Origin of the sequence: Kitasatospora sp. NPDC051914, assembly GCF_040680995.1 — a bacterium.
In the GTDB taxonomy this organism is placed as follows: Bacteria; Actinomycetota; Actinomycetes; order Streptomycetales; family Streptomycetaceae; genus Kitasatospora.
The window spans coordinates 116,306-142,438 of record NZ_JBFAXX010000015.1; the positions used below are offsets into that span (position 1 = coordinate 116,306).

Genomic DNA, 26,133 nt, shown 5'->3' on the forward strand with positions numbered 1-26,133 from the left:
CAGGCGGCCGAACCCGAACACCCCACCGCCCGACTCCAAGCCATGCAGGCGGCCGAACCCGAACACCCCACCGCCCGACTCCAGGCCATGCAGATGGCCGAACCCGAACACACCACCGCCCGGGTCGCTGCCCGACCGGTCGAGAGCACCGAGCGGTTGGCGCGGACCTCCGCACCGTCCGGCGGCGCTGGCGGCGGCGCCGGGCAGGGCTTCAACGTCGACCCGGAGCAGTACCGGGCGGCGGTCGGGCCCGTGCTCGGCGCGTCGGACCAACTGGCCGATCTGAGCCGGGGGTTGAGCGCCTACCTGTCCGGGATGAACGCTCGCGTCCCGTGGGGCAACGACGAATCCGGTGAGAAGTTCGCCAACGGCGAGAAGGGCTATCTCACGTACAGCGGCAAGGTGCTGGAGGGCATCGGCAACCTGCCCGCCGCACTCAAGTACATCGCGGACGGCCTCAAGGTGATGGCCGAGAGCTACGACACCACCGAGGAGGGCCTCTCCACCGGCCTCACCTCGATGGAGGCCGAGCTGCCCGAGACCGCGCTGTTCCACCCCGACCTCGCCCTGCGGGACATCGCCAAGGGGCGCCCGCACCAGACCGGAAGGCCCTGATCAACCATGGCGGTCGAGCTCCCCGAACCCCTGCAGTGGGTCCTGCTCCTGCTGGCCGGCACCCGCTGGCCGGAGGGTGAGGAGGACGTGATGCGCGAGATGGCCGACCGTTGGCGCGCCGCCGGGGAGACCCTGGCGGACGTCGGCAGGTCGGTCGACTCCACCGTCCAGCGGGCGCTCGACGGCCAACAGGGCAAGGCCGCCGAGGGCTTGGCCGCGCACTGGGCCAAGTTCTCGGTGGGCAAGGGCACCGAGGAGGACCCCGGCTTCTTCCCCAGCATGGTCAAGTCCTGCGAGGGCATGGCCGAGATGCTGGACAACATGGCCAACTCGACCGAGACCGCGAAGATCCAGATCGTGGCCCAGCTCGGCATCCTGGCCTTCGAGATCGCCACGGCCGAGGCCTCCGCACCGGTCACCGCCGGTGCCTCGCTGGCCGCCATCCCGGCGGCGGTCGCGGTCGCCCGTACCGCTGTCCAGCAGATCCTGAAGAAACTGCTCAAGGAGACGCTGGAGTTCGCGGCCAAGGAGGCCGCCCAGGAAGTCGCGATCAACATGCTCGCGCAGACCATCCAGGTCGCCGAGGGGAACCGCTCCGGCTTCGACGCCAAGGAGTTGGGCCAGAGCGCGCTCGGCGGCGCGGTCGGCGGGGCCTCGGGCCACCTGATCGGCAAGGGCCTGGGCTCGGCGGCCGGCAAGGCCGGGCTCGGCAACGCGATGGAGACCGTCGGCGGCAAGATGGTGCACGGCGCGGCCGTCGGCGTCGGCGCGGACGTCTCCACCCAGCTCATCACCACCGGCACGGTCGACGGCGGCAGCCTGCTCGGCTCCGGCCTGAGCGGCGGTTCCAACGTCGGCCTCCAGCACGGCGCTTCGGCCCTCAAGGGCAAGTTCGGCGGTGGCGACATCCCGACCGTCCCGACGGGCGGCACCCTGCCCGGCGCCGACGCCCCGCCGACCTTCGGCGGGCGTCCGGGCGGCAGCTCCTCCTCCGGCTCCCCCGACAGCACGGGCGGCGGGGATCTCGGCGCCCAGGCGTACCAGGGCCCCGGCGGCGGTTCCCGCTCCACCGACGGCGGTTCCGACGGCGGCAGCACCACGAGCCCGTCCACGGCCGGCGGCGGCCGCACCCTGTCCCCGTTCGGCTCGGACCGGGGCGGCTCCGGCAGCCACGACACCAACACCCCGATCACCAGCGGAGGTTCCGGCCTCGGCAGCTCCCACTCCGGTGGTTCGAGCTCCGGCTCGCGCGGTGGCGAGAGCACGCCGTCCGGCGGTACGCCCTCCACCACGGCGAACCACACCCCTGCCCCCGACACCGGCGGCACCTCGCGCCCGGAGGCCACCGCACCCACCGAGGCCCCGGCGCCGACCCCGAGCCGGACGGACACTCCCCCGGCCACCGTGCAGCCGGACTCCACCCCGCGGCAGGCCGAACCCGCGCAGCACACCCCCACCCCCGCTCCTGACCGCGCGCCGCAGGCCGACACCTCGCCCACCCCGCGCCAGACCGACACGCCCGCGCCGCAGGTCCGTACGGAGTCCGAGGCCACCGCCCTCCGTCCGGATCCGGCCGTCCGCCCGCAGGCCGACAACCTGCCCGTCACCGAGGCGGCCCGGCCCCAGCAGGACACTCCGGTGGCCCGTCCGGAGTCCAACGTCCCGCACCAGCAGCCCGGTTCGCACGAGACACCGACCGTCGACCGCACCCAGGACACCCCGGTCGCCCAGACCCGGCCGAACGAGACCCCGGCCACCGCCCGCCCCGAACCGACCGTCCCGCACCAGCAGGCCGACCCGACCGACCCGGTCCGCCGGCAGCCCACCGAGCACGAGGCCCCGGCCGTCCGCCCCGAGGCCGAGCCCCGGTCCACCCCCGCGCGGGCCGACACACAGCCGAACACCGTGCCGCAGCCGCACCCGGACTCCGAGCCGACGCCGCGCCAGCCTCAGCCCGACCCCCAGCCCCAGCACTCCCCGCAGCCACAGCCCCAGCCGCAGGCCGAGCACTCCCCGCAGCCCCAGCCGCAGGCCGAGCAGGCCACGCCCCGGCAGCAGCAGGACCCCCAGCCCCGCCCGGAGGCCCGGCCCCACCAGGAGCCGACCCCGGTGCCCGTCGGCCGGGTCTCCCCCGAGCCCGCCCCCGTCCGAACGGAGCCCACCGGCGACCGCACGGACCTGCACACCCCCGTTCCCGAGGGCACCCGGATCGCGGGCGGACCGATCACCGCCCCGCGGCCGTCGGCGACGCCCACCGCCGACCGTTCGGACACCTTCCTGCCGCCCACGCCCGACCCGGCCCCCAACCAGCAGCCGCCCACGCAGGTCCCCCCGGCCGCCCACGTCTCCCCGCCGCCCCCGGCCGCCACCACACCGACGCCGACGCCCGACCGGAGCGGCCTCGGCCCGGTCCGCCGGCCCGCCGACCCGGTTCAGGGCACCCCGTCCCGCAACGACCGACCCCGGACCCAGCAGCCCGCACAGCCCACCGAGGGGCCCCGGTTCACGCCCCGCCCCACCACCGAGACCGGCCCGGCCCCCGAACCGCGCGGCACCAAGCGCGGCCGCGAGGACGACACCGCCCCCCAGGGACGGCCCGAGGGCCCGAAGCGGCAGCGCACCCCCGCGTACGAGAACACCGCCGGCCCGCTTCGCGACCGTGGCTACGAGCCCGCCACACCGGAGCAGTACCAGGCGCTGACGGACCACCTGAACCAGCACGGCAGCACCCCGCACCCGGAGTTGACGCCCGAACTGCTGGAGCACGTCAACCCGCACACCGCGACCATGGACCACGGCGACCTCTACAGTTGCCTGGAGGCGGTCGAGGCGCTGCGCGACACCCACTACGGCAACCCGCGCCCCTCCGGGCTGCCGCACTCCTCCGTTCCGGAGAGCAACTCCGCCTGGACACTGACCAAGCGTCACGGCACCCCCGTGCCGCTCGGCACCGGACAGCACGGCGTGAACTCGGTGATGGACCAGGTCCGCAACGCCGGTCCCGGCGGCTTCTCCACCGTCCTGTTCTCCGACGGTCCCGGCACCCAGGGCCACGTGGTGGCGCTGGTGCACGGCCAGGACGGCGTGCTGCGCTGGGCCGACCCGAGCACGGGCGATGTCCGCGAAGCCCGGCCGGACACCCTGCCCGGCGACTGGGCCGGCGACAAGCACGTCTGGGCCGCCACCTCCGACTCGAACGGGGACTCGGTCAACCCCCGCACGGACCTCTCGGTCTTCGACGGCGACGCGCCGACCTTCGGCGTGCTCTCCGTGGTCGCCGACGGCAGCAGGCTCGACCCGGCCGACCGCGACGTGGTGCACCGACTCGCCAAGGACATCGACGCCCAGGTCGAGCAGGCCGCCGCGCTGGCGCTGGCCAACCCGGACTCGGTGCCCGACCTCGACGGCTACACCAGGCTCTGGACCAAGAGCTACAACGAGTGGTCGGACCCGAGGACCACGCCCGAGCGCCGCGCCGAGATCCAGAAGTGGCTGCCCAGCCAATTCGGTTACGTGGTCGAGTCGATGACCACTCAAATGATCAAGGACAACGTCACCCTCCCGCCGGGCTACACCATCGATACCCAGGTGACGCACGGCTCGACCCGCCCCGACCTGGTGATCAGCAAGGCCGACGGCGCGGGCGGCAAGCAGGAACTCGGCTGGCTGGACATCACCGCCGACAAGTCCGAGGGCCACATCGACGACAAGCAGAGTTCCCTCTGGTCCTCCCGCCCGTACGTCGCGGAGACGCTCTACCCCTCGCTGGACACCAGCAGGCTCGGCAGCGGCGGCACACCCGAGCAGCAGGCCTTCGTCCAGGCGTTGATCCAGAGCCAGCAGGCCGAGGCACAGCGCTTCCAGCAGAATATGGACGACTTCAAGGACAAGGTCCCTGCCCCTGTCGAGGGCGGCTCCAAGGAGAAGAAGCGCGCCGACATCGAGAAGCGCCTCGGCGAGGCGCTCGGCCGCGACAAGAAGCTGACCCCGACCGAGGCCCGGAACGTGCTCAAGGGCCTGGCCGAGAAGTACGGCTCGTCCTACAACCCGACCCAGTACGGCTACAAGAGCACCGAGTCCTCCTCCTACGTGGAGGGCCAGCGCATCCTCCGGGACCACTTCGGCCCGGCCCCCGCCGCTCCCTCCACCTCCACGGCGGGCCCGTCCAACCCGCCGACCGCCGACCGGACCACGGACTCCGAGGACCGGATGCGGACCACGCCGTCCCCGGAGCCGGAGGCCCGGCCGACCGCCACCCAGCGGTCCGACGACAGCATGCGGGACGCCTACTCGCCCCCGCCCGCCGCCACCGACCACTCGGCGGGCACCCGGGACGGCGCGGACCACCAGCGCTCCGCGCCGCCGCAGGACGCCTACGCCGTCACCAGGCCCGCCGACATCGCCGACCTCACCCGCGACCTTCCAGGGCTCCCGCCGCACCAGCGGGAGGCGGCTATCGCCTCGCTCCCCGCCTCGGACCGGCGCGGCCTCGCCCAGGACCCCGCCTTCGTGGCGGCGCTGCGTGACACGCTGCCGCCCGGCGAGTTCGCGAAGACCGCCGCCCAGCTGATGGTGGACGTCGACCGGGCCACCGACCGCCCGGCCTCGGCCCGCGCCGAGGCGACCGCGCAGCTGACCCGGATGCTTCAGGACCCGGACACCGCCGCCCGTCTGCTCACCGAGGGCAGCCGGCTGGTCGTGGTCCCCAAGGACGTGCCGATGACCGACCTCGCCCCGTTCGCCCACCTCGGCGGCCGCACCGCCGACAGCGAGGCCGGTGGCGGGCGCGGCTGGGACGACGTGCGCGGCTCCGGCGGCAAGTGGGCCGCGGTGACCGAGGAGAACCTGCTCGGGGAGCGCACCACCGTCGGCCCGGACCAGCACTACGCCGACGGCTACTCCACCACCACTCACGAACTCGCCCACACCGTCCACAAGTTCGGCCTCACCGATGCCGACCGCCAACTGATCGGCGACACCTACCGGGCCAAGCTGGACGACGAGTCGCTGCCCCGCCTGTTCGGTGAGGACGGCCCCTCCGAGTGGTCCGACGGCCCGCGTCGCCGACCCGACGGCAGCGAGGCCGAGAACTACGCGGCCCGGGACGAGTACGAGTACTTCGCCCAGGTCAGCAACGCCTACCTCGGCACCAACCACGGCACCGACCCCTACACCGGGCAGCCCCGCAACAACGGCGCGGACTGGGTCCGGGCCAACGAGCCCGAACTCGTGCCACTGCTGGAGCGGTTGTACGGTGCCGACCCGACGGCGGTGCACCAGGAGCCCGCCAACCCGGTGCACGCCACCGACGCCGAGAACGACATGTACCAGGGCCTGCGCGACTTCACCGCACAGGTCGAGGACGGCCGACTGCCGTCCGAGTCGCGGCTGGACCACACCGCCCCCGCCGAGGGCCGTGTCCAGGACACCGACGGCGACGTCGTGTACGACGGTGACGGTGACGTGACGCACAACGGCGACGTCCCGCCGCAGCAGCCCCCGGGTGGCTCCGACCGGTCGGAGCCGGTCGACCGCGGTGTGCCCACGGAGCCGGACGCCGACCTCCCGGCACCGCCGCCGCGGGCCGCCTCGGACCGTACCGACTCCGACGCCCCGCAGCACACCTGGCCCGCCACCGGCCGGGTGCTGCCCGATCCGGCGTACCGCGCGGCCGAGTTGGCCTCGCGCTACGGAATCGCCGACGCCGACGCGCTCACCCAGCAGATACGGGACGTCCGCAAGGGTGACCTCGGCGCCGTCCGCGACCTGCTCGGCAGCGAACACGGCCCGGAGCTGCTCAAGGACCTCGGCCGCGAGGTGCCCGAGCACACCCTCTGGCGGCTCGGCGGCGAACAGCCGGACCGTGCTGGGGAGTTGATGGATGTCATCACCCACCGGCGCGGCGGCGTGCCGCCCACCGACCTGGAGGTCGAGGCCCGGCAGGAGGTCGCGAGGAAGCTGGCCGACCAGCCCTCCGTCACCGTGGTGGTCGCCTCCGGACCCGGCTCGGGCCACCAGGCCGCGGCGGTGAACATGATCCGCTCGCTGCGCGAACTCGGCTACGACGGACAGGTGAACCTGGTCGCACCGACCAACGTGCGCGCCCGGCTGGACCGCATGCTCGACACCGACCTGCTCGGCGGCGGCCAGCTGCACTACGCCCCCGACGAGTTCGACCCGCACGGGGAGAACACACCCGCCCCCGTCGCGGACGGCGGGCTGACCCTGGTCGCGGCCAGCGACGAGATCGAGGCCGACGGCGACAACTCCAAGGCCCTGCTCTCCTACACCGGCGCCGACAAGGCCGTGGTGCTGGCGCCGTACGCCTGGGGCATGTCCACCCGCGCGGTCTTCTCCCGCACCGAGGACGGCTTCGGCGTGCTGCCGCTGGACGGGACGGTGGACAAGAAGAACGCGCTCTTCCAGCAGCACGTCCCGGCCCCCGACCCGCACGCCTTCGCGAACCACCAGAACCTCCAGGCGATGGCCGACCGGGTGACCTCCGGCGATGTCGACCTGATGCCGCTCTACGGCCTGGCCCGGCTCACCCCGGACCGCCAGGCGGGCGCCCCCGACTACCTGGCGGCGGGCATCCACCAAGCCGGCCTCGGCAAGCCGGCCGTGCTGCTCCAGGTGGGCAACCACGACATCCCGTACGCCCCGCCGTACGAGCAGCCGTGGCTCAAGCGGGCCGACCTCTCCACCCTCGACGCCGACGGGGTGAACCGACTCCTCGACTCGCTCGGCCCGGACGACGTGCTGGTGCTGCGCTCCGGCCCGCTCGACCAGGACGCCTTCGAGAAGGTCTTCCAGCTCGGCAGCCTGCCCGCCGTCCAGGAGGGCGCCAACACCACCGGCACCAGCCAACTCACCGGCCGCCCGTACTTCTCCCCGGTCACCGGCACCACCCCCTACCCGGAGGCGGTCTCCTCGACCGCCGCCTCGGACCTCTCCTCCCGGGCCGGCGACCACCTGCCGGCCGACGCCAAGACGCGACTGGAGGAGTCCTGGGAGAGCGCGCTGAAGCCCGAGGCCACCAAGGCCGAGGTCGACACCGCCGTGCGCGAACTCCGCGCTGCCGCCGATGTGTTGGCGGACAAGGCGGACGGTCTGACCGACCCGGCCGAGCAGCGTGCCCTGCGCGAGCTCGCCGAGAGCGGCACCAAGAGCGCCGACGCGCTGCAGCGTTCGCACGAGGCGGTCGCCGTCCGGGACGAGCTCCAGAAGGTCACCGACGCCCTTGCCTCCGGCAACGACTGGACCACGGCGGTCGCGGACGCCCCGGCGTACGACAACCTGCGCAAGGCCGTCTACAACCGTGAGATCGCCGACGGCTGGTTGAACACCCTGCCCACCGACGACACCTCGGGCCGGCCGTTCGAGCTCAAGAGCGACCAACTGACCGCCTTCGCCGAGGGACTGGGCGACGACTACGACCAGCTCGGTGAGCTGCTCGGCGCCGGCATGACCCCGGAGCAGCGGGCGGTGCTCGACCACGCCCTCTCCCCTGAGGGCCGCGCGGCCGAGGAGCGCCGCATGATGAGGACCGGGGAGCTCTCCCAGATCCCCCTCGGCACCATCCCGGAGGCCCGGCAGCGGCTGGCGGAGGTCTCCGCGGCGATCCGCGAGCGGGAGAACGGCTTCATCGAGGAGCTCCGGAACTCCGCGGAGCTGCAGGCGGAGTCCACCGCCCCGCGCCCCGAGCAGGTCCAGGTCATCGCGGACGTGCTCAACGGCTATGCCCAGCCCGACTCCCCGTACCAGCAGTACACCTCCGAGCTCACCGGCCGGGCCAACGACTGGCAGCAGAACCAGCTCCTGATGGCCCTGTTCCACCTGGACGACCGGCCCAGCGATGTGCTCCGCACGTCCCCGCCCCCGTCCGCCGAGCCCGCCCCCGAGCACAGCCCGATCCCGGCGCCGCGCGAAGAGTCCGTCCCGCTCCCGGAGCCGACGCCGGAGGTGCAGCAACCGTCGCCCGAGCCGGCGCCCACGGCTCCGCAGCCGCCGAGCCCCCAGTCGCCCTTCCGGTACCAGTCCTCCGACAACGGGCCCAGCCTGTTCGACGACGACTTCACCATGAACGACGACAGCGAGGACGAGACCGAAACCGCACCCGGCGCCGAAACCGGCCCGAGCATCTTCGACGAAGACTTCACCCTCAACGACGACAGCGAGGACGAGACCGAGACCGCACCCGGCGCCGAAACCGGCCCGAGCATCTTCGACGACGACTTCACCCTCAACGACGACAGCGACTCGGACTCGGAGACCGACTCGGTCGTGACCGCGCCCCAGTCGGCCGCCCACGACAGCGACTCGGACTCCGACACTCGCTCGATGGTGACCGCGCCGGAGACGCCCCGGAGCGACAGCCCGCAGCACGGCCCGGTCACCACCACCGACCACGGACCGAGCATCTTCGACGAGGACTTCACCCTCAACGACGACAGCGAGAGCGAGAGCGACGGCGAGCGCGGCACCGTCCCCTCGCCCCCACCGCCCGCCACCGCACCTTTCCGGCTCGGCCCGGTCAGCGCCTCGTCCTCCTCCTCGTCCTCCGACGGCGCCGGCCCGTCCGGCTTCGGTTCGACCAACCGTCAGCCGGCGCCCGGTCACGCCTCGCCCCCGCCGCCCGGCACCGTGCCGCTCCAGCTCGGCCCGGTCCGTTCCTCCTCCGACGCCACCGACCGTTCCGTGCCCACCACCGACCGGGGTGAGCCCCCGGCCAAGCGGCGCCGGACGCCCGCGTACGAGAACACGGACGCCGTCCTGCACGACCGTGGCTACCGTCCGGCCGACACCGACCAGCACGCGGCACTGCGCGACTTCACCGAGGGCCACCGTTTCCCGGAGCCGACCCCCGAGCTGCTCAGCCTGATCACCCCGCACCGGCAGCCGGTCTCCCCGGGTCCCGACTTCCGCCTGGGCGACGACCTGCAGAGCTGCCTGGAGGCCGTCGAGGCCTACCGCGACACCCACTACGGCCGCCCGCGCCCCTCCGGCCAGAGCCTCACCGGCTCGGTGGAGCAGCACGCCGCCCAGGTGCTCAACCGCCGCCACGACCTGCCGCACCTGTTCGGCGAGGGCCGGCCCGCCGTGGACTCGCTCCTCGACCACGTCCGGCGCGGCGGCCCGGGCTCCTTCGCCACTGTGCTGGTCGGCCGGGAGGGCGAGGTCGGCCACACCGTCGCACTCGTCAACGGGACTGACGGACAGCTTCGTTGGGTCGATCCGAGCACCCACCGGTCCTGGGACGCGACCCCCGGCTCACTGCCGGACCCGCGCACCACCGGCTGGAAGGTCTGGGCCTCGGCGGCCGGACCGGACGAGTCCACGCTGCCCGGCCTCACCCCGGACCGGGGTTTCCAGGCCGACTTCGGCGCCCCGTTCCTGAGCTCCCTGTTCGGCAACACCACGGCGGACACGACCGCCCAGACCGCCCCGCCGGTCACCGCCCCGCAGCCGCTCAACCTCCCCGACCCGGTGGAGGCGAACGACCGACTGACCAACAACCCGGCCGAGTTCCTCCGGGACAACATCCTGTCCTACGACGGTGCGCTCGGCATGGAGCTCCGCACGCCGGGCCTCAGCCGCCAGGAGGCCCGCCAGTTCATGGCCTGGGCCAACACCCAGCCCCGGAACTGGTTCACCCTGGTCCCGGACCCGCGCCGCAACAACGCCCTGATCCTCACCCCGGCCGTCGAGAAGTACGTCGAAGCCCACCCGGACCACGAGTTCGTCTCCCGCTTCGCCGACCGCTTCGCCAACCCCCCGGCAGACCAGCAGTACCTGGCCTCCTCCTACATCCCCTACCTGGCCGGTGCTCCCGGCGGACAGCTCGACACCGTCGGCTCGACTCCCGTGCCGCTCGACCCCGATGCCACCGTCCCCGGCTCGGAGTTCGTCTTCACTGCCGTGATGAACGGCTGCGCCCTGGCCGTCACCCCGGGGGCCACCCCGGACGTCTTCACGGCCTGGCACTACCAGTCCTGCACCACCAACAACTCCAGCGCCCTGGACTTCCGCCGCACCCAGCAGCCCACCGACTGGTTCGGTCCGGAGGAGTACGAGAGCGGCACCCAGGCCGCTTTCTACGAGGTCACCAACTTCCTCTGGAAGAGCCCGACCGACGGCTGGCAGATCGTCAGCCAGGAGACCAGCGTGGACCCGACCAATGAAGCCGGCTCCACCGTCACCGCCGTCCGCCAACGCCCCCTGGAGCTCAACCCGCCCACCCCCAACCAGGAGGCCGTCCACCTGGCTCGCATCTACACGGGCATGGCCGAGGCCGAACTCAAGCGCTTCGACACCGAGGCCGAGGGCATCCTCAAGCAGGACTGGGGCAGCAGGCGCACCAAGGCCGAGGTCGAGCAGGAGCTCCAACGCCTGCGCAGCACCCTCCTGGTGGACCTCATCAACCTCCGCGAGCAGGGCCACCTCGACCCCCGCGTCCCCTTCTCCGGCACCAACCCGGCCGCCGTTCCGCTCACCACTCCCACCCCCGGCACCCTCTCCTTCTCCACCCTGGCCGACGTGGCCCAGGCCATCCGGTCCAACCGCCTCGCCGGCGGCACCACGGCCCAGGAGCGCCTCACCGCCCTCAACGACCAGGCCCCCGCCAAGGACCGCGACTGGCGCCAGGGCAAACTCGACCAACTCCTCACCACCTTCCTCCCCACCGATCACACCCCCACCCCCTGGCACCAGCACCTCACCACCGAGACCACCGACCACCCGCACGCTTAGTGGTACCTCGTCAACCGACAGGCCGGTCGAGGCTCTACATCGGGGTCTTGGCCGGCCGGAACGGACGGACATCGCTGCTTCCTGACAGCGAGAACGCGGCCGTTGAGTCGGCCCGAGTCACTGGTGGACACCGCTCCACCTGGCCGGCATCTGCGGCGTCGAGGTCAGCGCGGACCTGATCGGCAAGGTCACCGACGCCGAGGAGCTGACCGTCTGGCAGGACCCGCCCCCGGACCCGGTCCGACCTGTCACAGCAGCGGGCCTGGCCCGAGTCCACGCCCTATGCGGCGGCCCCGCCGACGGCAAGGACCGTCGTCCACTCGACGAACGTGATCGAGTCGATCAACTTCCGGCTGCGGAAGGCCACCCGCAACCACGGTCACTTCCCGACGTGCCGATCCTCTGTAAGTGGACCGGCCGTTCAGCGGTGTTCGGGGTTCTCGAAGTCGAAGCGGCAGCCGGCGTCCCACTCGGAGCGCTGGTTGCCGTGGGCCGGGATGCCGCCGGCGTCCTTGAGCATCCGGGCGAGGTGCAGCAGGTTCCAGGTCATGAAGGTGGTGTTGCGGTTGGTGAAGTCGTTCTCCGGACCGCCGGACCCCTCGTCCAGGTACGACGGGCCAGGGCCGGCGGGGCCGACCCAGCCCGCGTCCGCCTGCGGCGGGATCACGTAACCGAGGTGCTGCAGGCTGTAGATCACGTTCATCGCACAGTGCTTGGCACCGTCCTCGTTGCCGGTGACCAGACAGCCGCCCACCCGCCCGTAGTACGCGTACTGACCCTGGGAGTTGAGGATCGACGAGCAGGCGTACAGCCGCTCGATCACCTTCTTCGTCACCGAGGAGTTGTCGCCGAGCCACACCGGCCCGCACAGGACGAGGATGTCGGCGGACATCACCTGGGAGTAGAGGACCGGCCACTGGTCGGTCTCCCAGCCGTGCTCGGTCATGTCCGGCCAGACGCCGGTGGCGATGTCGTGGTCGACGGCGCGGATCTGCTCGACCGTGACACCCTGCCGTGCCATGATCCCGGCGCTGATGTCGATCAGGCCCTGGGTGTGGCTGCGCTCGGGGGAACGCTTGAGGGTGCAGTTCACGAAGAGGGCGCGGAGGTCCTCGTAGTGCGCGACGCCGTCGGGGTTGGTCATGGCGGCCAGCAGAACACACGCACGGTGATCCGGCGAGCACCCTCCGCCGTCCGGGTGGCGGGGCGCGTCGCGACTCGCCCCGCCGTAGCGCGCAGCTCGAGGCCGGGGGCGGGAACAGATCAGCGGCGCGCGCGGTTGTGCGCTCCGGCGCACCAGGTGCGCCGTATGACCCGACGCCCCGAAGGGACCCTCCGTTGAGCCTGTACGACATCCCCCTGCACACCCTCGCCGGCGAGCCCGCCTCGCTCGCCGACCACAAGGGCAAGGCCCTGCTGCTGGTCAACGTGGCCTCGAAGTGCGGCCTGACCCCGCAGTACGCGGGCCTGGAGCGGCTGCAGCAGCGCTACGCCGACCGCGGCTTCACGGTGCTCGGCTTCCCCTGCAACCAGTTCCTCGGGCAGGAGCCGGGTTCGGCCGAGGAGATCCAGACCTTCTGCTCCACCACCTACGGCGTGTCCTTCCCCCTGTTCGAGAAGGTGGAGGTGAACGGCGAGGACCGTCACCCGCTGTTCGTGCGGCTGACCGAGACGCCGGACGCCGAGGGCGCGGCGGGCGACGTCCAGTGGAACTTCGAGAAGTTCCTGCTGTCCCCGGACGGCACGGTGGTCGGCCGGTTCCGCCCGCGCACCGAGCCGGAGGCGGACGAGATCATCGCCGCGATCGAGGCGCAGCTCCCCGCCTGAGCACTCCCGCGGGCCGGACGCCCGGCCGCTCCCACCCCCGAGGGGAGCGGCCGGGCGTCCGCCGTACCCGGGCTCAGCAGCCGTTGAGCACCGAGGTGAGCGCGGACTTCTCGGCGCTGTCGACGGACAGCCCGTAGTAGTACTTCACCTGCACCCAGGCCCGCACGTAGACGCAGCGGTACAAGGCCTGCGGCAGCCAGGTCGACGGGTCCTGGTCGCCCTTGGAGCGGTTGGAGCTCGCCGAGACCGCGATGAGCTGCGGGCGGGTGAGGTCGTTGGCGAGGTTCTGGCGCTGGGCGGTGGTCCAGGCCCAGGCGCCGGAGCGCCACGCCTCGGCGAGCGGGATCAGGTGGTCGATGTCGAAGCTCGAGGCGTTGGTGGTGACCACGTTGTCGTACGCGGAGGTCCAGGTGCCGCCGGTGGCGGCGCAGGCGGAGTCGGTGGTGACGCCGACCCCGTCCCTCTTCAGCACCGTCTCGCGGGTGTTGCAGGTGCCCGAGATGGTGATCCAGTGCGGGAAGAGGTCCCGGTTGTAGGTGGACTCGTGGGACTCGGCGGCGACCGTCAGGCTCGCCAGGTAGGTCTTCGCGGTGCTGGTGGAGACCGGGGTGGGCAGTGCGGCCTCGGCCGTGCCGGCGCCGGCCAGCAGGGCGGTGGCGGCGAGGGCGGTGGCGCCGAGCGCGGCGGCGGTGCGGCGCAGCGGACGTATCCAGGTCATGCGTGACTCCAGAGGGCGGGAAGCGCGAAGAGCGCCCGGACGGACAGGTTCCGAGCGCTCAACAAGCTTGCTGCTCCCAGGGTTTACGCGAGTAGACCCCGGAGGTTAATTTTTCGGGGTCACCGCGTACACCTTCGACGCACCAGGCCCCCGCATTCGGCCTTCCAGGGCTGCCGGCACTCGGGTACCCACCGGAGGATTGCCCAACTGCCTTGGTGACGGGCTTCAGCCCGCCGGCAGCTTCTTCAGGGCGTCGGCGCCGCGGTAACCCTCCCCCACGCCCTCGACGATGACGGCGTCGGCGGTGGAGTGGCGGGTCCGCAGGCCGAGGATGTCCCGGTAGGCGGGCGAGTCGTACCAGGCGCGGGCCCGTGCCCGGTCGGGGAAGGCGATGACGATCGTGTCGCCCGTCCACTCGCCCTCCAGGACCTCGAACTCGCCGCCGTGGACGACGAACCGGCCGCCGAAGCCGTCGAGCGTGGCGTCGATCCGCCGGAGGTACTCGACGATGTCGGGGCCGAAGTCGATGTCGCGGAGCCGGGCGATGGCGTAGGCGGTCATGGTGGTCCCCTCCCGATCGGGTGCAGCTGCCGGGCCGTCCCGGCGGTCTCCATGGTGCGTCCGGGACCGGGCCGGCCGCATCGGTCGGCCATCGGTAGCCGACGACGGTCCTGAGGGCGTCCCGATCCGGTGACGAGGGTGCAACTACCGCGCATCCCGGGCCGGTCACCGAGGTGGATCGGCTGCACACTGTCAGTGGGGGCGGGCAGGCTCAAGGCGGTACCGCCGACGAGGGAGGGGTTGAACCATGCAGGGGGAGGCGCAGACCGTCCACGGCCTGTTCGAGGAACAGGCGCTGCGCGCACCGGACGCACCGGCCGTGGTCTGCGGCGGGGTCCGGCTCACGTACGGGGAGTTGAACGCGCGGGCGGACCGGCTGGCCCGGCACCTGGCGGGCCTCGGGCTCGGCCCGGGCCGCTGTGCCGCGGTCGCGCTCGGCCGCGGCACGGAGCTGATCACCGCGCTGCTCGCAGTGCTCAAGACCGGTGCGGCCTATGTGCCGTTGGAGCCGACCGGCCCGGACCGGACGATCCGGCACGTGCTGGCCGACGCCGCACCGGCGGTGGTGGTGACCGAGGAGGTGCACCGCGTCCGTCTGGCCGACTCCGGCGATGCCGTGGTCCTCTGTCCGGACACCGCCGCGGAGGAGATCGCCGCACACCGGGACGGGCCGCTCGGGGTCGGCCTCACCAGCGACGACCCGGCGTGCATCTTCTACACCTCGGGGTCCACCGGCCTGCCCAAGGGCGCCCTGGTCGAGCACCGCAATCTGCTGCACTCCCACCGGGGTTGGCGCGAGGTGTACGGGCTGACCGCGGCCGACCGGTTCCTGCAGACGGCGACCCTGGAGTTCGACGTCTTCACCGCGGACTGGGTCCGGGCGCTGTGCACCGGCGGCTGCCTGGTGATGGCCCGGCGGAACTTCACCCTCGACCGGACGGCCGAACTGTCCGAGCTGCACCGGCTGGTGGTCGACGAGCGGATCACCGTGATGGAGACGAACGTCCACACCGCGCGCCGCCTGCTCGACCACCTGCTGCCGCGCGGCCTGGAGCTCGGCGAGCTGCGGCTGCTCACCGTCGGCGCGGAGAAGTGGTACCTGGACGAGCAGTTGAGGTTGCAGCGCTACCTCGGCCCGGGCGTCCGGGTGATCAATGTGTACGGCGTGGCCGAAGCGGCCGTGGACAGCACCTACTTCGACCCGGCCGACCTCGCCGGGGACGTTGAGCATCCCGAGCAGGTGTCGCTGATCGGGCGGCCCTTCCCCGGCAACGGCATCCACCTGATCGGCAAGGACGACCGGCCCGTCCCGGACGGCGCGATCGGCGAGATCTGCGTCACCGGCCGGGGTGTCGGCCGCGGCTATCCCCGGCTGCCCGATCTGACGAAGTCCCGCTTCGCCTTCCTGCCCGGGATCGACGACCGCGCCTACCGCACCGGCGATCTCGCCCGGCGGCGGCCGGACGGACTGCTGGAGTACATCGGCCGGGACACCGGCTCCGGCACCGCGGACGCCGCCCGGGCGGAGGCCGTCCTGCGCGGCCACCCCGATGTCCGGGAGTGCGCGGTGACCGTGCTCGGTCCCGAACCAGCTGCTGCGAAGGGGCCGTTGGTGGCCTATGTGGTCGCCGCCGGGGGCGCGGGGCCGGAGGCCGCGGCCGTCCGGGAGTACCTCGCCGACCGGCTGCCCAAGCAGCTGGTCCCGGAGGCGGTCGTCCCCGTCCCGGCGCTGCCGCGCACCCGTGCCGGCAAGCTGGATCGCGCGGCCCTGCCGCTGCCCGCACCGCGCGGCCGCGGGGGCGGCCCGGGCAAGACCTCCGCCAAGGGCGGCGGGAACCGGGGCGACGTCCGCGCCTTCGACCGCGTGCTCCTTTCGCTGCTCGTCTTCGGCCTCTCCTTCCTCGCCGGTCTGATCCTCACCCCCACGCTCTGGCCCGGCTCGACCGACCTCTCGGGCGTGCCGACGGCGTACCACTGGCCGTTCGGGCTCCTCTACCTGACCGAGTGGCTGGGCTTCGCCCTCGGCATGGTGTTCCTGTTCTTCGGCCACCCCTCGGTGACCAGGCTCGGCCGGGGGCCGGGGCTCACCAGGCTCACCCACCTCTCGGTGAGCTGGCTGCTCGCCTCCTGGTGGCCGCAGGACAACATGTACCGGTTGACCAGGCCGACCGACTGGATGCGGGAGGTCATGATGGTCTTCGTGTTCAACATGTCGCTGATCGCGTCCGCGGCCGTGGTGATGGTCTTCCTGCTGGCGCGGCCGAACGTGGCACCGGTGGCCACCACGGGCCGCGGCTCGGCGAAGGGCCAGGCGTGATGCCGAGGACGTCTCCCGGCCGGGAACGTGAGCAGTGCGGTTGCGGCTCTACGAAGGACGGGCGCCGTCGGGCCCCACCGCGTCGAAGGGGTCGGCGAGTGCCTCGCCGGCCGCGCGGACGACCGCCTCGGCCGCGTCCAGGACGTCCAGGGCCGCCTGTGGTTCCGGGGTGCGGGCGGCGAGGGCGACACCGGCGGTCGGCAGTTCGTCCCAGCTCGCGGTGGGAATGGTCGGCAGCAGCCGCACCCCGAAGCGGGCACAGCGTTCGGCCAGGCCGGCCAGGTGGGCGAGCAGGGCCTGCTGCGGGAGGCGGGCGCCGAGCGGCAGCCGGTCCAGGGTGCGCACTCGGTGGCCGGGGCCGTGCACGGCGTCGAGTCGTGCCCTCAGCACGAAGGCGACGGCGGGGCCGGTGAGCCGCAGGTTGGCCTCGGTCGGGGCGAGCCGGCCGGCCGGGTCGGTGACGAAGTCGATGTCGTACCAGCCGCGGTGGCCGGCCCGGGCGAGTTCGGCGCCGACCGCGAGGCCGAACTCGCTGGCGGTGACGGCCGCGCGCGGCGGCACCGCGCCCGGCCCCGTGGTGGCGCCCTGGTAGCTGGTGCCGTCGAGGTGCATGACGGCGGTGCCGACCGGGTGGACGCTGCCGTCGTCGGCGATCACCGCGTCGAAGGTGAGGTTCCGCAGCCGGCCGCGCCCCGGTACGTACTCCTCGACCAGCAGCCCGCCCGGCGGCAGCACCCGTGTCGCCGTGAGCTCGCGGAGCAGCGCCCTGGCCCCGCCGGCCGCGGTGACGTCCTGCGGGGTGAGTACGGCGGTGCCGTAGCCGCCCACGCCGTGGTGGGCCTTGAGGACGGCGGTCTCGCCGCGCCGGGCGCGGGCGGCGAGCAGTCGGGCGGCGTGCCGCGGGGAGGACGCGGGCTGCTGACGGGGCACCAGGATGCCGGGGTGGCCGGCGGCTGCCGCTCGGGCGAAGAGTTCGTGCGAGGCGGCCTTGGACTCGAAGCGGTGCACGGCCTCCAGCCCGGGGCCTTCGGTGCGGCCCCAGGGCCTTACGGGCAGGCCGATTCGGTCGACGCGGTTCCGGAGCGCCGGGCGGGCGGCGAGGGCGCCGCGCACGGTGGTGTGCTCGTCGGCCAGACCGGTGTGCAGTTCGACCGGGTCCCACGCCAACTCCCGTGCGAGCCACGCGGTCCACTCGGCGTCCGGTTCACCGGGGAGCAGCAGGGCGGCGGGGTGCGGGGTGTAGAACGCGGCGAGGCAGGAGTAGTGGTGGGCCTGGCGCCGGGCGGCCGGGGTCTGTGGGATGAACTGCGCGTTGAAGTCGGCGACGTCGCCGATGTGGACGGCGCGCCGTCCGCCGTCCGTCCAGGCTTCTTCCCACTCTGCTGCGGTCACCCGGCGAGCCTACGGGGCGCGGCGGACGGTCGGGCCGCTTCGCAAGATCCTTCCGGCCGGCCCGCCGGGGCACGTGAAGTCCGGCGGGCGGAAGGGCTGTTCACGTCTGCGGGTCCGGCAGCACGCCGGCGATCACCGCGGCCACCGTACGGCGGACGGCTGCGGGCTGCGGCGGGGTCCCGTTCCGGTCGGCGAACAGCAGGTGGGCGGCGCCGATCAGGGTGGGTGCGAGGGTGTCGATGTCGGCGTCGGCGGCGATCCGGCCGAGGTCGCGTTCGGCGGCCAGGTAGCCGGCGATCGCGGTGGTGGCCTCGGTCAGCAGCGGGACGCCGCTCGGCCTGCCGTCGCGCAGCCGGGCGCGCAGCGCGTCGCGGGAGATGGTGAGGGCGACGATCGCCACCGCGACGGACTCGAACAGGCCGGTCAGTGCACCGGCGAGGTTGTCGGCGACCGCGCCGGTGCCGGCGGTGCCGCGCAGTTCCTCGCCCCGGGCTTCGAGCCGGGCGATGCGGTCGAGCACGAGTTCGGCGAGGAAGGCGTCGAAGTCGGCGAAGTGCCGGTGCAGGACCCCTTTGGCGCAGCCGGCCTCGGTGGTGACGGCCCTGCTGGTGAGTGCGCTCGGTCCGTCCCTGAGCAGGATGCGCTCGGCGGCGTCGAACAGCTGCTCCCGCGCGTCGCGGAGCGCCACTCCTGTGGGCATTTCCGGGTTCTCCCTTCACGGCCGGACGCCGGGTACCGGCCGGGCCCCGTTGACGAGTGGGCGAATGCCCACTCATAGTGGGCGCATGCCCACTCTACCGCCCGGGGTGCCTCCTCCCCCGCCTCAAGGGCCTCACCGAATCCGGAACCTCGCCGAGTCGTTCGGCACCGACCCGGCGCGTTACGACCGGGCCCGCCCGCGCTACCCCGACGCCGTGGTGGCGGCGGTCGCCGCCCGCATCCCCGGGCCCGAGGTCGTCGACGTCGGCATCGGGACCGGCATCGCGGCCCGGCAGTTCCGGGCGGCCGGCTGCACGGTGCTGGGCGTCGAGGCCGATCCGCGGATGGCCGAGTGGACCCGCCGGCGCGGCATCGCTGTCGAGGTCGCGGCCTTCGAGGCCTGGGACCCGGCCGGCCGCACCTTCGACGCCGTCGTCTCCGGCCAGACCTGGCACTGGGTGGACCCGGTCGCCGGAGCGGCGAAAGCCGCCGAGGCGCTGAGGCCCGGCGGACGGCTGGCGGTGTTCTGGAACGCCGACCGGCCGCCGCAGGACGTGGCCCGCGCCTTCGCCGAGGTCTACGGCCGGCTGCTGCCCGGTTCCCCGGCGCACCGCCGCTGGGCCTCGGCCGGCACCGTCGACGGGTACGCGATGCTGTGCGCGAAGGCCGCCGGCGGCATCCGGGCGACGGGCACGTACGGCGACCCGGAGCAGTGGAGCTTCCCCTGGGAGCGGACGTACAGCCGCGAGGAGTGGCTCGACCAACTCCCCACCACCGGCGGCCACTCCGGTCTTTCGTCGGCCGACCTGGCGAAGCTGCTGGACGGCATCGGCGAGGTCGTCGACGCGGCCGGCGGGAGCTTCACCATGCCCTACGACACGCTGGTGGTCACCGCGGCCACCGCCCCCGGAAGTCCCTGACGGCCACAGGGGGCGCGGGGCGGTCCGCCCCGCGCCCCCTGCAGTTCCGTACCGTCAGTCGGCGGTCCTGGTGAGGCGGACGGCCGTGGTCCGGCCGGCCGTCGCGGTGGTGCCGGTCAGGACAGTGGTGCCGGCCATGGCGGCGCCGGCGGCCGCTCGGCGGAGAGCGCCGGCAGGCAGGGTGCACTTCAATACGCCCCACAGGAGTTGAAAGACAGTGCGGCACCCGGCACTACTCGCTCGGGCCGAAGGGAGTCTGGCAGTAGGGCACGCACCGGCAACGGAGTTTTTGATCGCAGGGAAGGCGGCGCCGCCGTACGGTCCCGACCGACGGGGTGCCGCTACCGCGCTGCGGTGGGCTGCGCCCCGGCTGCGGGCTCGGCCTCGTCCCGCAGGCCGAGGCGCAGGTGCTCGACGTGGAACAGCGCCTGGTCGAGGAGTTCGGCGACGTGGTGGTCGTACAGCGAGTAGACGATCGAGCGCCCGCGTCGCTCGGTCGCGACCAGGCCCAGGTTGCGCAGCAGCCGCAGCTGGTGCGAGCAGGCGGAGGCCTCCATCCCGACGGCTTCGGCGAGGTCGCCGACCGCGCAGGGCCCCTCGTTCAGCCGGGCGAGGATCCGTAGGCGCGAGGGGGTGGCGAGGGCCTGGAGGGTGGCGGCGACGTCGGTCGCCCCCACGGCGTCGAGCCGCTCGCGGGTGCTGGCTGTGTTCCTGGCGTCGACTCCGTGGCCCATATGCCAATCCTATCGACGACATGTGAATACCTGTTCAGATGTTCCTGTACGGTGGGAGTGTCACTGTCCGGTCGTCCCCGAACGGTCCTTCCGCCATGCCTTCTGCCGTCCTGGACCTGCCTCCGCCCACCACCGGGGCACGCCCCGCCCCCGTACTCCCGCGCCGCCGCACCCGGGCCTTCGCCCTGCCCGAGGTCCGCTGGGCCGCCGCCGCGACGGGGCTGTTCCTCCTCGCCCTGCCGCTGCACCTGGCCGGCGCACCCGCCTGGGCCTGGGGCCCGCCGTACGCGCTCGCCTACCTCGCCGGCGGCTGGGAGCCGGCCGTGGCCGGCCTGCAGGCCCTGCGGGAGAAGACGCTCGACGTGGACCTGCTGATGATCGTGGCCGCACTGGGCGCCGCCGCGGTCGGGCAGGTGATGGACGGCGCCCTGCTGGTCGTCATCTTCGCCGCCTCCGGCGCGCTGGAGGCCCTGGCCACCACCCGCACCGCGGACTCCGTGCGCGGCCTGCTCGACCTCGCCCCGCCGACCGCGACCAGGCTGCTGGACGACGGCACCGAGGAGACCGTCCCCACCCGTGACCTGGCGGTCGGCGACACCCTCCTCGTCCGGCCCGGCGAGCGGATCGGCGCCGACGGCCGCGTCCTGGACGGCACCAGCGACGTCGACCAGGCCACCATCACCGGCGAGCCGCTGCCGGCCGCCAAACGCAGCGGGGACGAGGTCTTCGCCGGCACCCTCAACGGCACCGGCGCGCTGCGGATCAAGGTCGAACGGGACGCCTCCGACTCGGTGATCGCCCGGATCGTGGCCATGGTCGGGGAGGCCTCCGGGACCAAGGCCCCCACCCAGCTGTTCATCGAGAAGATCGAGCAGCGGTACTCGATCGGCATGGTGATCGCCACCCTCGCCGTCCTCGGCGTCCCGCTCGCCGCCGGCGCGGCCTTCACCGACTCGCTGCTGCGCGCCATGACCTTCATGATCGTCGCCTCGCCCTGCGCGGTGGTGCTGGCCACCATGCCGCCGCTGCTGTCGGCGATCGCCAACGCCGGCCGCCACGGTGTGCTGGTGAAGTCCGCCGTGGCCATGGAACGGATCGGCCGGACGGACACCGTCGCCCTGGACAAGACCGGCACCCTCACCGAGGGCGCACCCCGGGTCACCGCCGTCCGCCCGCTGCCGGGCTCGGGGCTGACCGGGGACCGGCTGCTCGCCCTCGCGGCCGCCGCCGAGCACCCCAGCGAACACCCGCTGGCCCGCGCGGCCGTCGGGGCCGCCCGTGCCCGGGGTCTCGTCCTCACCCCCGCCGCGGACTTCGCCGCCACCCCCGGCAGCGGCGTCACCGCCACCGTCGGCGGCCGCAGGGTCGGCGTCGGCTCCCCCGCCCGCCTCCTGGACCCCGCCGACCCGGCCGCGAGGCGGGCCGCGGCCGTCGCCGCCGAGCTGGAGGAGGCCGGCCACACCGTCGTCGCCGTGGAGATCGACGGCCGGCCGGCGGGCGTCCTCGGCATCGCCGACCGGGTACGGCCGGACGCCGCCGCCACCGTCGCCGCCCTCACCCGGCTCACCGGCAGAACGCCGGTGCTGCTGACCGGCGACAACCCCCGTGCAGCGGCCCGCCTGGCCGCCGAGGCCGGCATCACCGAGGTACGCGCCGGGCTGCTGCCCCAGGACAAGGCCGCCGCCGTCCGGGAGCAGGAGCGGGCCGGCCGCGCCGTCCTGATGGTCGGCGACGGCGTCAACGACGCACCCGCCCTGGCCGCCGCCCATGCCGGCGTCGCCATGGGCCGGGCCGGCTCCGACCTGGCGCTGGAGACCGCCGACGCCGTGGTCGTCCGCGACGAACTCACCGCCGTCCCCGCCGTGGTCGCCCTCTCCCGGCGCGCCCGCCGTCTGGTCGTGCAGAACCTCGTCCTCGCCGCGGTGTTCATCTCGGCCCTGGTCGTCTCGGACCTGGTCACCACCCTGCCGCTCCCGCTCGGCGTCCTCGGCCACGAGGGCTCCACCGTCCTCGTCGGCCTCAACGGCCTGCGCCTGCTCCGCGAATCGGCCTGGACGCGGGCCTGCACCTGAAGGCATGTCCGCAGCCGTGGGTGCCCCCACAGACGAAGGCTGCACCATCGCCGTGAAGAACGTCATCGACGCCCGCCCCCCCCCTGCCGGAGCGGCCGCACGGGTGCGCCGCGCGGCTCAACCGGGATCGACGCGCGGCGGCTTCGGGTTCGCCCCGGGCCTTCCGGCCGGCCGTCGCCCGGCGCCGACCGCGGTGAGTGCATGATCGCCCCGCTGCTTCGCGGCCGGTGCCCGAGCCGGGGCTCCAGGACCGACCCCGACCGCACGGCTCCCCGCGCTCCCGCGTACGGGCTGCGGGCCCGTCAGTCCGCGCGGACCAGTCGCCGAACGGCGGGCCACAGCCCGTCCAGTCCGGCCGGGTCGTCCGCCAGCTTCGCCAGCAGCACCGCACCCTCCAGGTGCGCCACCACCGCGCGGGCGGTCTCCGCATCGGCGGCGACCGCCTCCGTCTCAGCCGCCTCGGCCAGCACACCCAGCACCAACGCCGCCTGCTCGTCGAAGATCGCCGCGAGCCGCGCCTGGATCTCCCGCTCCTGACCGCTCAGCTCCAGCGCCAGATTGCCCAGCAGGCACCCGCGGACGCTGCCGCCCGCCGCCTTGTCCGCCCGCTGCGCCGCCGCCTGCGCCTCCAGCAGCTGCCGCAACCGCTCCAGCGGCGGCTGCCCGGCATCCCCCAGCACCGCCCGCCAGGCCTTCTGCTGCACCGCCCAGTGCGCGTCGACCGCGGCCAGCGTCAGCGCCCGCTTGGAGGCGAAGAAGTGGTAGAAACTGCCCTTCCGGACATCCGCCCGCGCACAGATCTCCGCCACCCCGACCGCCGAGTACCCGCGGTCGTGCAGCAGCTCGCACGCGGCGTCCAACAGCCGCTCCTGTGCCGTGCTGGTGCGTCCCATGCCGCGAGTATACGGTCGGTCAACTAATGTCCTCGGGAACCGTCCGCGCCCGCACCGGGGCACGGACCGGCACCTCGATCGGGTCAGCCCGCCGGGGCCACCTGCTGGATGGCGGGGAGGGCCTCACCGGCGAAGGCAGCCATGCGGTCGACGAGGTTGGCGGTGGTGGCGGCGTCCCAGGTGTGGCCGCGGTCGGCGAGGACGCGGACGCTGATCCTCAGGTTGCCGTGGCGGACGGTGACCTCCTGGACGGCGATGCTGTCGCCGCTCATGGTGCCGACGATGCGGTAGCCCTCGTTGCCGACCCCGTTCTGAGGGATGTACCGGCGGCCGTCCTTGCCGTAGTCCCTGGCGTCCGCCTCCCTGATCGCCGCGAACTGCTGCGCGGCGGTGACCTCGTCGGACCAGAGGGTGAGGTAGGTGCGGACGGCTCCGCCCGGGCCGCTCTCGGCGCCGACCCGGAGCTTCTGCCCGCAGGAGGCCGTCCGGCCGCCGTGCGGCTCGCCGAGTTTCTCATCGGCCTGCGGGGGCCCGGCGGGGCTGCCCAGGACGGACGCGAAGAGCCCGTACGGCAGCACCGAGCAGAGGCCGGGCAGGTCGGCCGGTATGCCGTAGCGCACCGGGGCGGCGCTCTCCCCCGTGGCACCCGTGGGCCCCGTGGAGGACGGCGCGGCGGCCGCCCCCGACACCGGCTGCGGCGGTGGCGGCGCCGAGGAACTGCTGCTGCAGGCTCCGGTCGTCGCGGCAAGCGCGAGCAGTAAGGCCACGGGGGCGAGTCGTCGAATCCGCATGATCGGAGCCTAACCCCGCGATCCGACAGCGATGCCCGAATCCGCTGCTCTCCACCGCGGATGACGTACCGTCAGTGGAAGACGAGCGCCCGCCCGGTGGCGAGGCTGGACCGGCAGGCCTCGTGGAACTGGTACCAGGCGAACTTCTCGGCCTCGAACGGGTCGTCGGGCGCCACGGCGGCGGCGTCGGCGTCCGGGTCGATGCCGATCACCGGTGCGATCTTCCGGAGTTCGGCGAGCAGCCCGGCGGTGGAGCCGACGATGCCGCCCCCGGCGACCCCCGACTCCTGCGGCAGGAACAGCGGGTCGGCGAAGTCCGCGGGCACGTAGAAGCCGTCGCAGTCGGAGTGGCAGAGCAGGTGCGAGGAGAACATCAGGGTCTCCTCCCCCACCTCCTCCTGGTCGCGCTCGTACTGCTCCCGGTCGGCGGTCGCCGCCGGGGTGACCTCGGCGCCCTGCTTCTGCAGGACGTACACGCGGCGCAGGTGGTGCAGGTAGCCGTACGGGAAGCCTGCCGAGAACTCGGCGCGCCCGGTGTCGTCGGCGGCCGGCTCGCGCCAGGTGATGCCCTTGTCGTTCAGGGCCCCGGAGAGCAGGTCCAGCGCCCGGGCGTGGCGCTCGGCGCCCTCGGGCTCGTGGCGGGTGAGGTCGTTGATCAGTCCGACGGAGATCGAAAGTCCCATGCGCCGTACGGTAGGGCGCACCACCGACACCGGGGCACCCCCCTGACGCTGCGGCACCTCCCGACACGCGCCCCGAGCCCATCCCCCTCGCCAATAGTTGACCGGTCGTCTAGCATTGTGGCAGTCGAGAGCGAGGGAGCGCATCGTCATGACGTCACAGGCCGTGAACCGGTTCTGCGAGCTGTTGGGGCTGGAGCATCCGGTGGTCCTGGGGCCGTTCGGCGGCGGGATGTCGTCGGTGGCGCTGGCCTCCGCCGTGTCCGACGCCGGCGGGCTCGGGTCCTTCGGCGCCCACCACCTGCAGCCGGAGGCGGTCGCCGGGGTGGTGAAGGAGCTCCGGGCCGCGACCGACCGGCCCTTCGCGGTCAACCTCTGGGTGCCCCGGGAGGGCGAGCGCGAGGTCCGCGCCACGGCCGCGGACGTCGAGCGGCTCCGCCCCTACTACGAGGAGTTCGGGCTGCCCGTGCCGTCCACCGAGCGGCGGCCGCAGCAGGACTTCGACGACCAGGTCGACGCGCTGCTGGCCGCCGGGCCGCCGGCGATCAGCCTGGTCATGGGCCTGCCGCCGGAGCGGCTGGTGGCCGAGGCGCGGCGGCGCGGCATCGTCCTGATCGGCACGGCCACCACGGTCGCCGAGGCCGAGGCGCTGGAGCGGGCGGGCGCGGACGTCGTGGTGGCCTCCGGAAGCGACGCGGGCGGGCACCGCGGGGCGTTCCTGGCGCCCGTCCGGGAGTCGCTGGTCGGCACCTTCTCACTGGTGCCGCAGGTGGCGGACGCCGTCCGGGTGCCGGTGGTGGCCGCGGGCGGGATCACCGACGGGCGCGGCCTCGCCGCGGCCCTGGTGCTGGGGGCGGACGCGGTGCAGATCGGCACCGGCTTCCTGGCCTGCGCGGAGTCCGGGGTGAGCGAGGTGCACCGCCGGGCGCTGCTCTCCCCCGAGGCGCGGACGACCGTGCTCACCCGGCTGTTCTCCGGCCGGACGGCCCGCGGCATCGCCAACCGCTTCGTACGGGAGATGGCGGCGCACGAGGAGGACGTGCCCGCGTACCCCGCGCAGAACGCCCTGATGACCACGTTGTCGTACGCGGAGGTCCAGGTGCCGCCGGTGGCGGCGCAGGCGGAGTCGGTGGTGACGCCGACCCCGTCCCTCTTCAGCACCGTC

At 73.6% G+C, this 26,133-nt stretch carries 16 protein-coding genes and 1 pseudogene; 8 read left to right on the plus strand and 9 right to left on the minus strand.

Features of this window, described 5'->3' with window-relative positions; translation table 11 throughout:
• The 3 genes and pseudogenes from AB0M03_RS12710 to AB0M03_RS12720 all read left to right on the plus strand — a co-directional run.
• Positions 1 to 615 (plus strand): hypothetical protein (locus AB0M03_RS12710; RefSeq protein WP_363491393.1); only part of this gene is annotated, 615 nt, incomplete at its 5' end.
• 6 nt (positions 616 to 621) lie between these two features.
• The gene (locus AB0M03_RS12715; RefSeq protein ID WP_363491394.1) at positions 622 to 11,364 is read left to right on the plus strand and encodes a toxin glutamine deamidase domain-containing protein; all 10,743 of its coding nucleotides are present in this window, start codon (positions 622 to 624) and stop codon (positions 11,362 to 11,364) included.
• A 254-nt stretch (positions 11,365 to 11,618) separates the two neighbouring features.
• Positions 11,619 to 11,753 (plus strand): annotated as a pseudogene (locus AB0M03_RS12720) (transposase); the annotation flags it as partial.
• 32 nt (positions 11,754 to 11,785) lie between these two features.
• Here AB0M03_RS12720 and AB0M03_RS12725 read toward each other — a convergent pair.
• The gene (locus AB0M03_RS12725; protein WP_363491395.1) at positions 11,786 to 12,508 is read right to left on the minus strand and encodes a flavodoxin family protein; all 723 of its coding nucleotides are present in this window, start codon (positions 12,506 to 12,508) and stop codon (positions 11,786 to 11,788) included.
• 194 nt (positions 12,509 to 12,702) lie between these two features.
• Here AB0M03_RS12725 and AB0M03_RS12730 point away from each other — a divergent pair, with 194 nt between their 5' ends.
• Positions 12,703 to 13,191 (plus strand): glutathione peroxidase, encoded by a 489-nt coding sequence (locus tag AB0M03_RS12730; protein WP_363491396.1) that lies wholly within the window; start codon positions 12,703 to 12,705, stop codon positions 13,189 to 13,191.
• A gap of 73 nt (positions 13,192 to 13,264) precedes the next feature.
• Here AB0M03_RS12730 and AB0M03_RS12735 read toward each other — a convergent pair whose 3' ends face one another.
• The gene (locus AB0M03_RS12735) at positions 13,265 to 13,909 is read right to left on the minus strand and encodes an HNH endonuclease family protein (RefSeq protein ID WP_363491397.1); all 645 of its coding nucleotides are present in this window, start codon (positions 13,907 to 13,909) and stop codon (positions 13,265 to 13,267) included.
• Between the two features lie 225 nt (positions 13,910 to 14,134).
• Entirely contained in the window at positions 14,135 to 14,470 is a 336-nt protein-coding gene (locus tag AB0M03_RS12740) for a DUF1330 domain-containing protein (RefSeq protein ID WP_363491398.1), read from the minus strand.
• A gap of 247 nt (positions 14,471 to 14,717) precedes the next feature.
• Between AB0M03_RS12740 and AB0M03_RS12745 the strand changes: the two genes are divergently transcribed.
• The gene (locus tag AB0M03_RS12745) at positions 14,718 to 16,787 is read left to right on the plus strand and encodes an amino acid adenylation domain-containing protein (RefSeq protein WP_363491399.1); all 2,070 of its coding nucleotides are present in this window, start codon (positions 14,718 to 14,720) and stop codon (positions 16,785 to 16,787) included.
• 48 nt (positions 16,788 to 16,835) lie between these two features.
• On the opposite strand, the gene AB0M03_RS12750 is transcribed toward AB0M03_RS12745, so the two are convergent.
• Positions 16,836 to 18,179 carry a hypothetical protein gene (locus AB0M03_RS12750; protein WP_363491400.1) on the minus strand — a complete coding sequence of 448 codons (1,344 nt, stop codon included), beginning with the start codon at positions 18,177 to 18,179 and terminating at the stop codon, positions 16,836 to 16,838.
• 100 nt (positions 18,180 to 18,279) lie between these two features.
• On the minus strand, positions 18,280 to 18,879 hold the full coding sequence (locus tag AB0M03_RS12755) for a TetR/AcrR family transcriptional regulator (RefSeq protein ID WP_363491401.1): 600 nt from the start codon (positions 18,877 to 18,879) through the stop codon (positions 18,280 to 18,282).
• A gap of 85 nt (positions 18,880 to 18,964) precedes the next feature.
• Here AB0M03_RS12755 and AB0M03_RS12760 point away from each other — a divergent pair, with 85 nt between their 5' ends.
• Positions 18,965 to 19,798 (plus strand): class I SAM-dependent methyltransferase, encoded by an 834-nt coding sequence (locus tag AB0M03_RS12760; protein ID WP_363491402.1) that lies wholly within the window; start codon positions 18,965 to 18,967, stop codon positions 19,796 to 19,798.
• A 341-nt stretch (positions 19,799 to 20,139) separates the two neighbouring features.
• Here the strand turns inward: AB0M03_RS12760 and AB0M03_RS12765 are convergent, their stop codons facing one another.
• Positions 20,140 to 20,532: a metalloregulator ArsR/SmtB family transcription factor gene (locus AB0M03_RS12765; RefSeq protein WP_363491403.1), complete on the minus strand. Its 393-nt coding sequence runs from the start codon at positions 20,530 to 20,532 to the stop codon at positions 20,140 to 20,142.
• A 95-nt stretch (positions 20,533 to 20,627) separates the two neighbouring features.
• On the opposite strand from AB0M03_RS12765, the gene AB0M03_RS12770 reads away from it, so the two are divergent.
• A complete protein-coding gene (locus AB0M03_RS12770; RefSeq protein WP_363491404.1) occupies positions 20,628 to 22,604 on the plus strand; it encodes a heavy metal translocating P-type ATPase in 1,977 nt (658 codons plus the stop codon).
• A gap of 302 nt (positions 22,605 to 22,906) precedes the next feature.
• On the opposite strand, the gene AB0M03_RS12775 is transcribed toward AB0M03_RS12770, so the two are convergent.
• The 3 genes from AB0M03_RS12775 to AB0M03_RS12785 form a co-directional block, all read right to left on the minus strand.
• Positions 22,907 to 23,497, minus strand: a complete 591-nt coding sequence (locus tag AB0M03_RS12775) for a TetR family transcriptional regulator (RefSeq protein ID WP_363491405.1) — start codon at positions 23,495 to 23,497, stop codon at positions 22,907 to 22,909.
• Positions 23,498 to 23,580: 83 nt separating this feature from the next.
• Positions 23,581 to 24,288 carry a hypothetical protein gene (locus AB0M03_RS12780; RefSeq protein WP_363491406.1) on the minus strand — a complete coding sequence of 236 codons (708 nt, stop codon included), beginning with the start codon at positions 24,286 to 24,288 and terminating at the stop codon, positions 23,581 to 23,583.
• Positions 24,289 to 24,359: 71 nt separating this feature from the next.
• Positions 24,360 to 24,971, minus strand: coding sequence for a hypothetical protein (locus AB0M03_RS12785; RefSeq protein WP_363491407.1), 612 nt, complete (start codon positions 24,969 to 24,971; stop codon positions 24,360 to 24,362).
• A gap of 148 nt (positions 24,972 to 25,119) precedes the next feature.
• On the opposite strand from AB0M03_RS12785, the gene AB0M03_RS12790 reads away from it, so the two are divergent.
• The coding region (locus AB0M03_RS12790) for a nitronate monooxygenase (protein ID WP_363491408.1) at positions 25,120 to 26,133 on the plus strand (1,014 nt) is incomplete at its 3' end.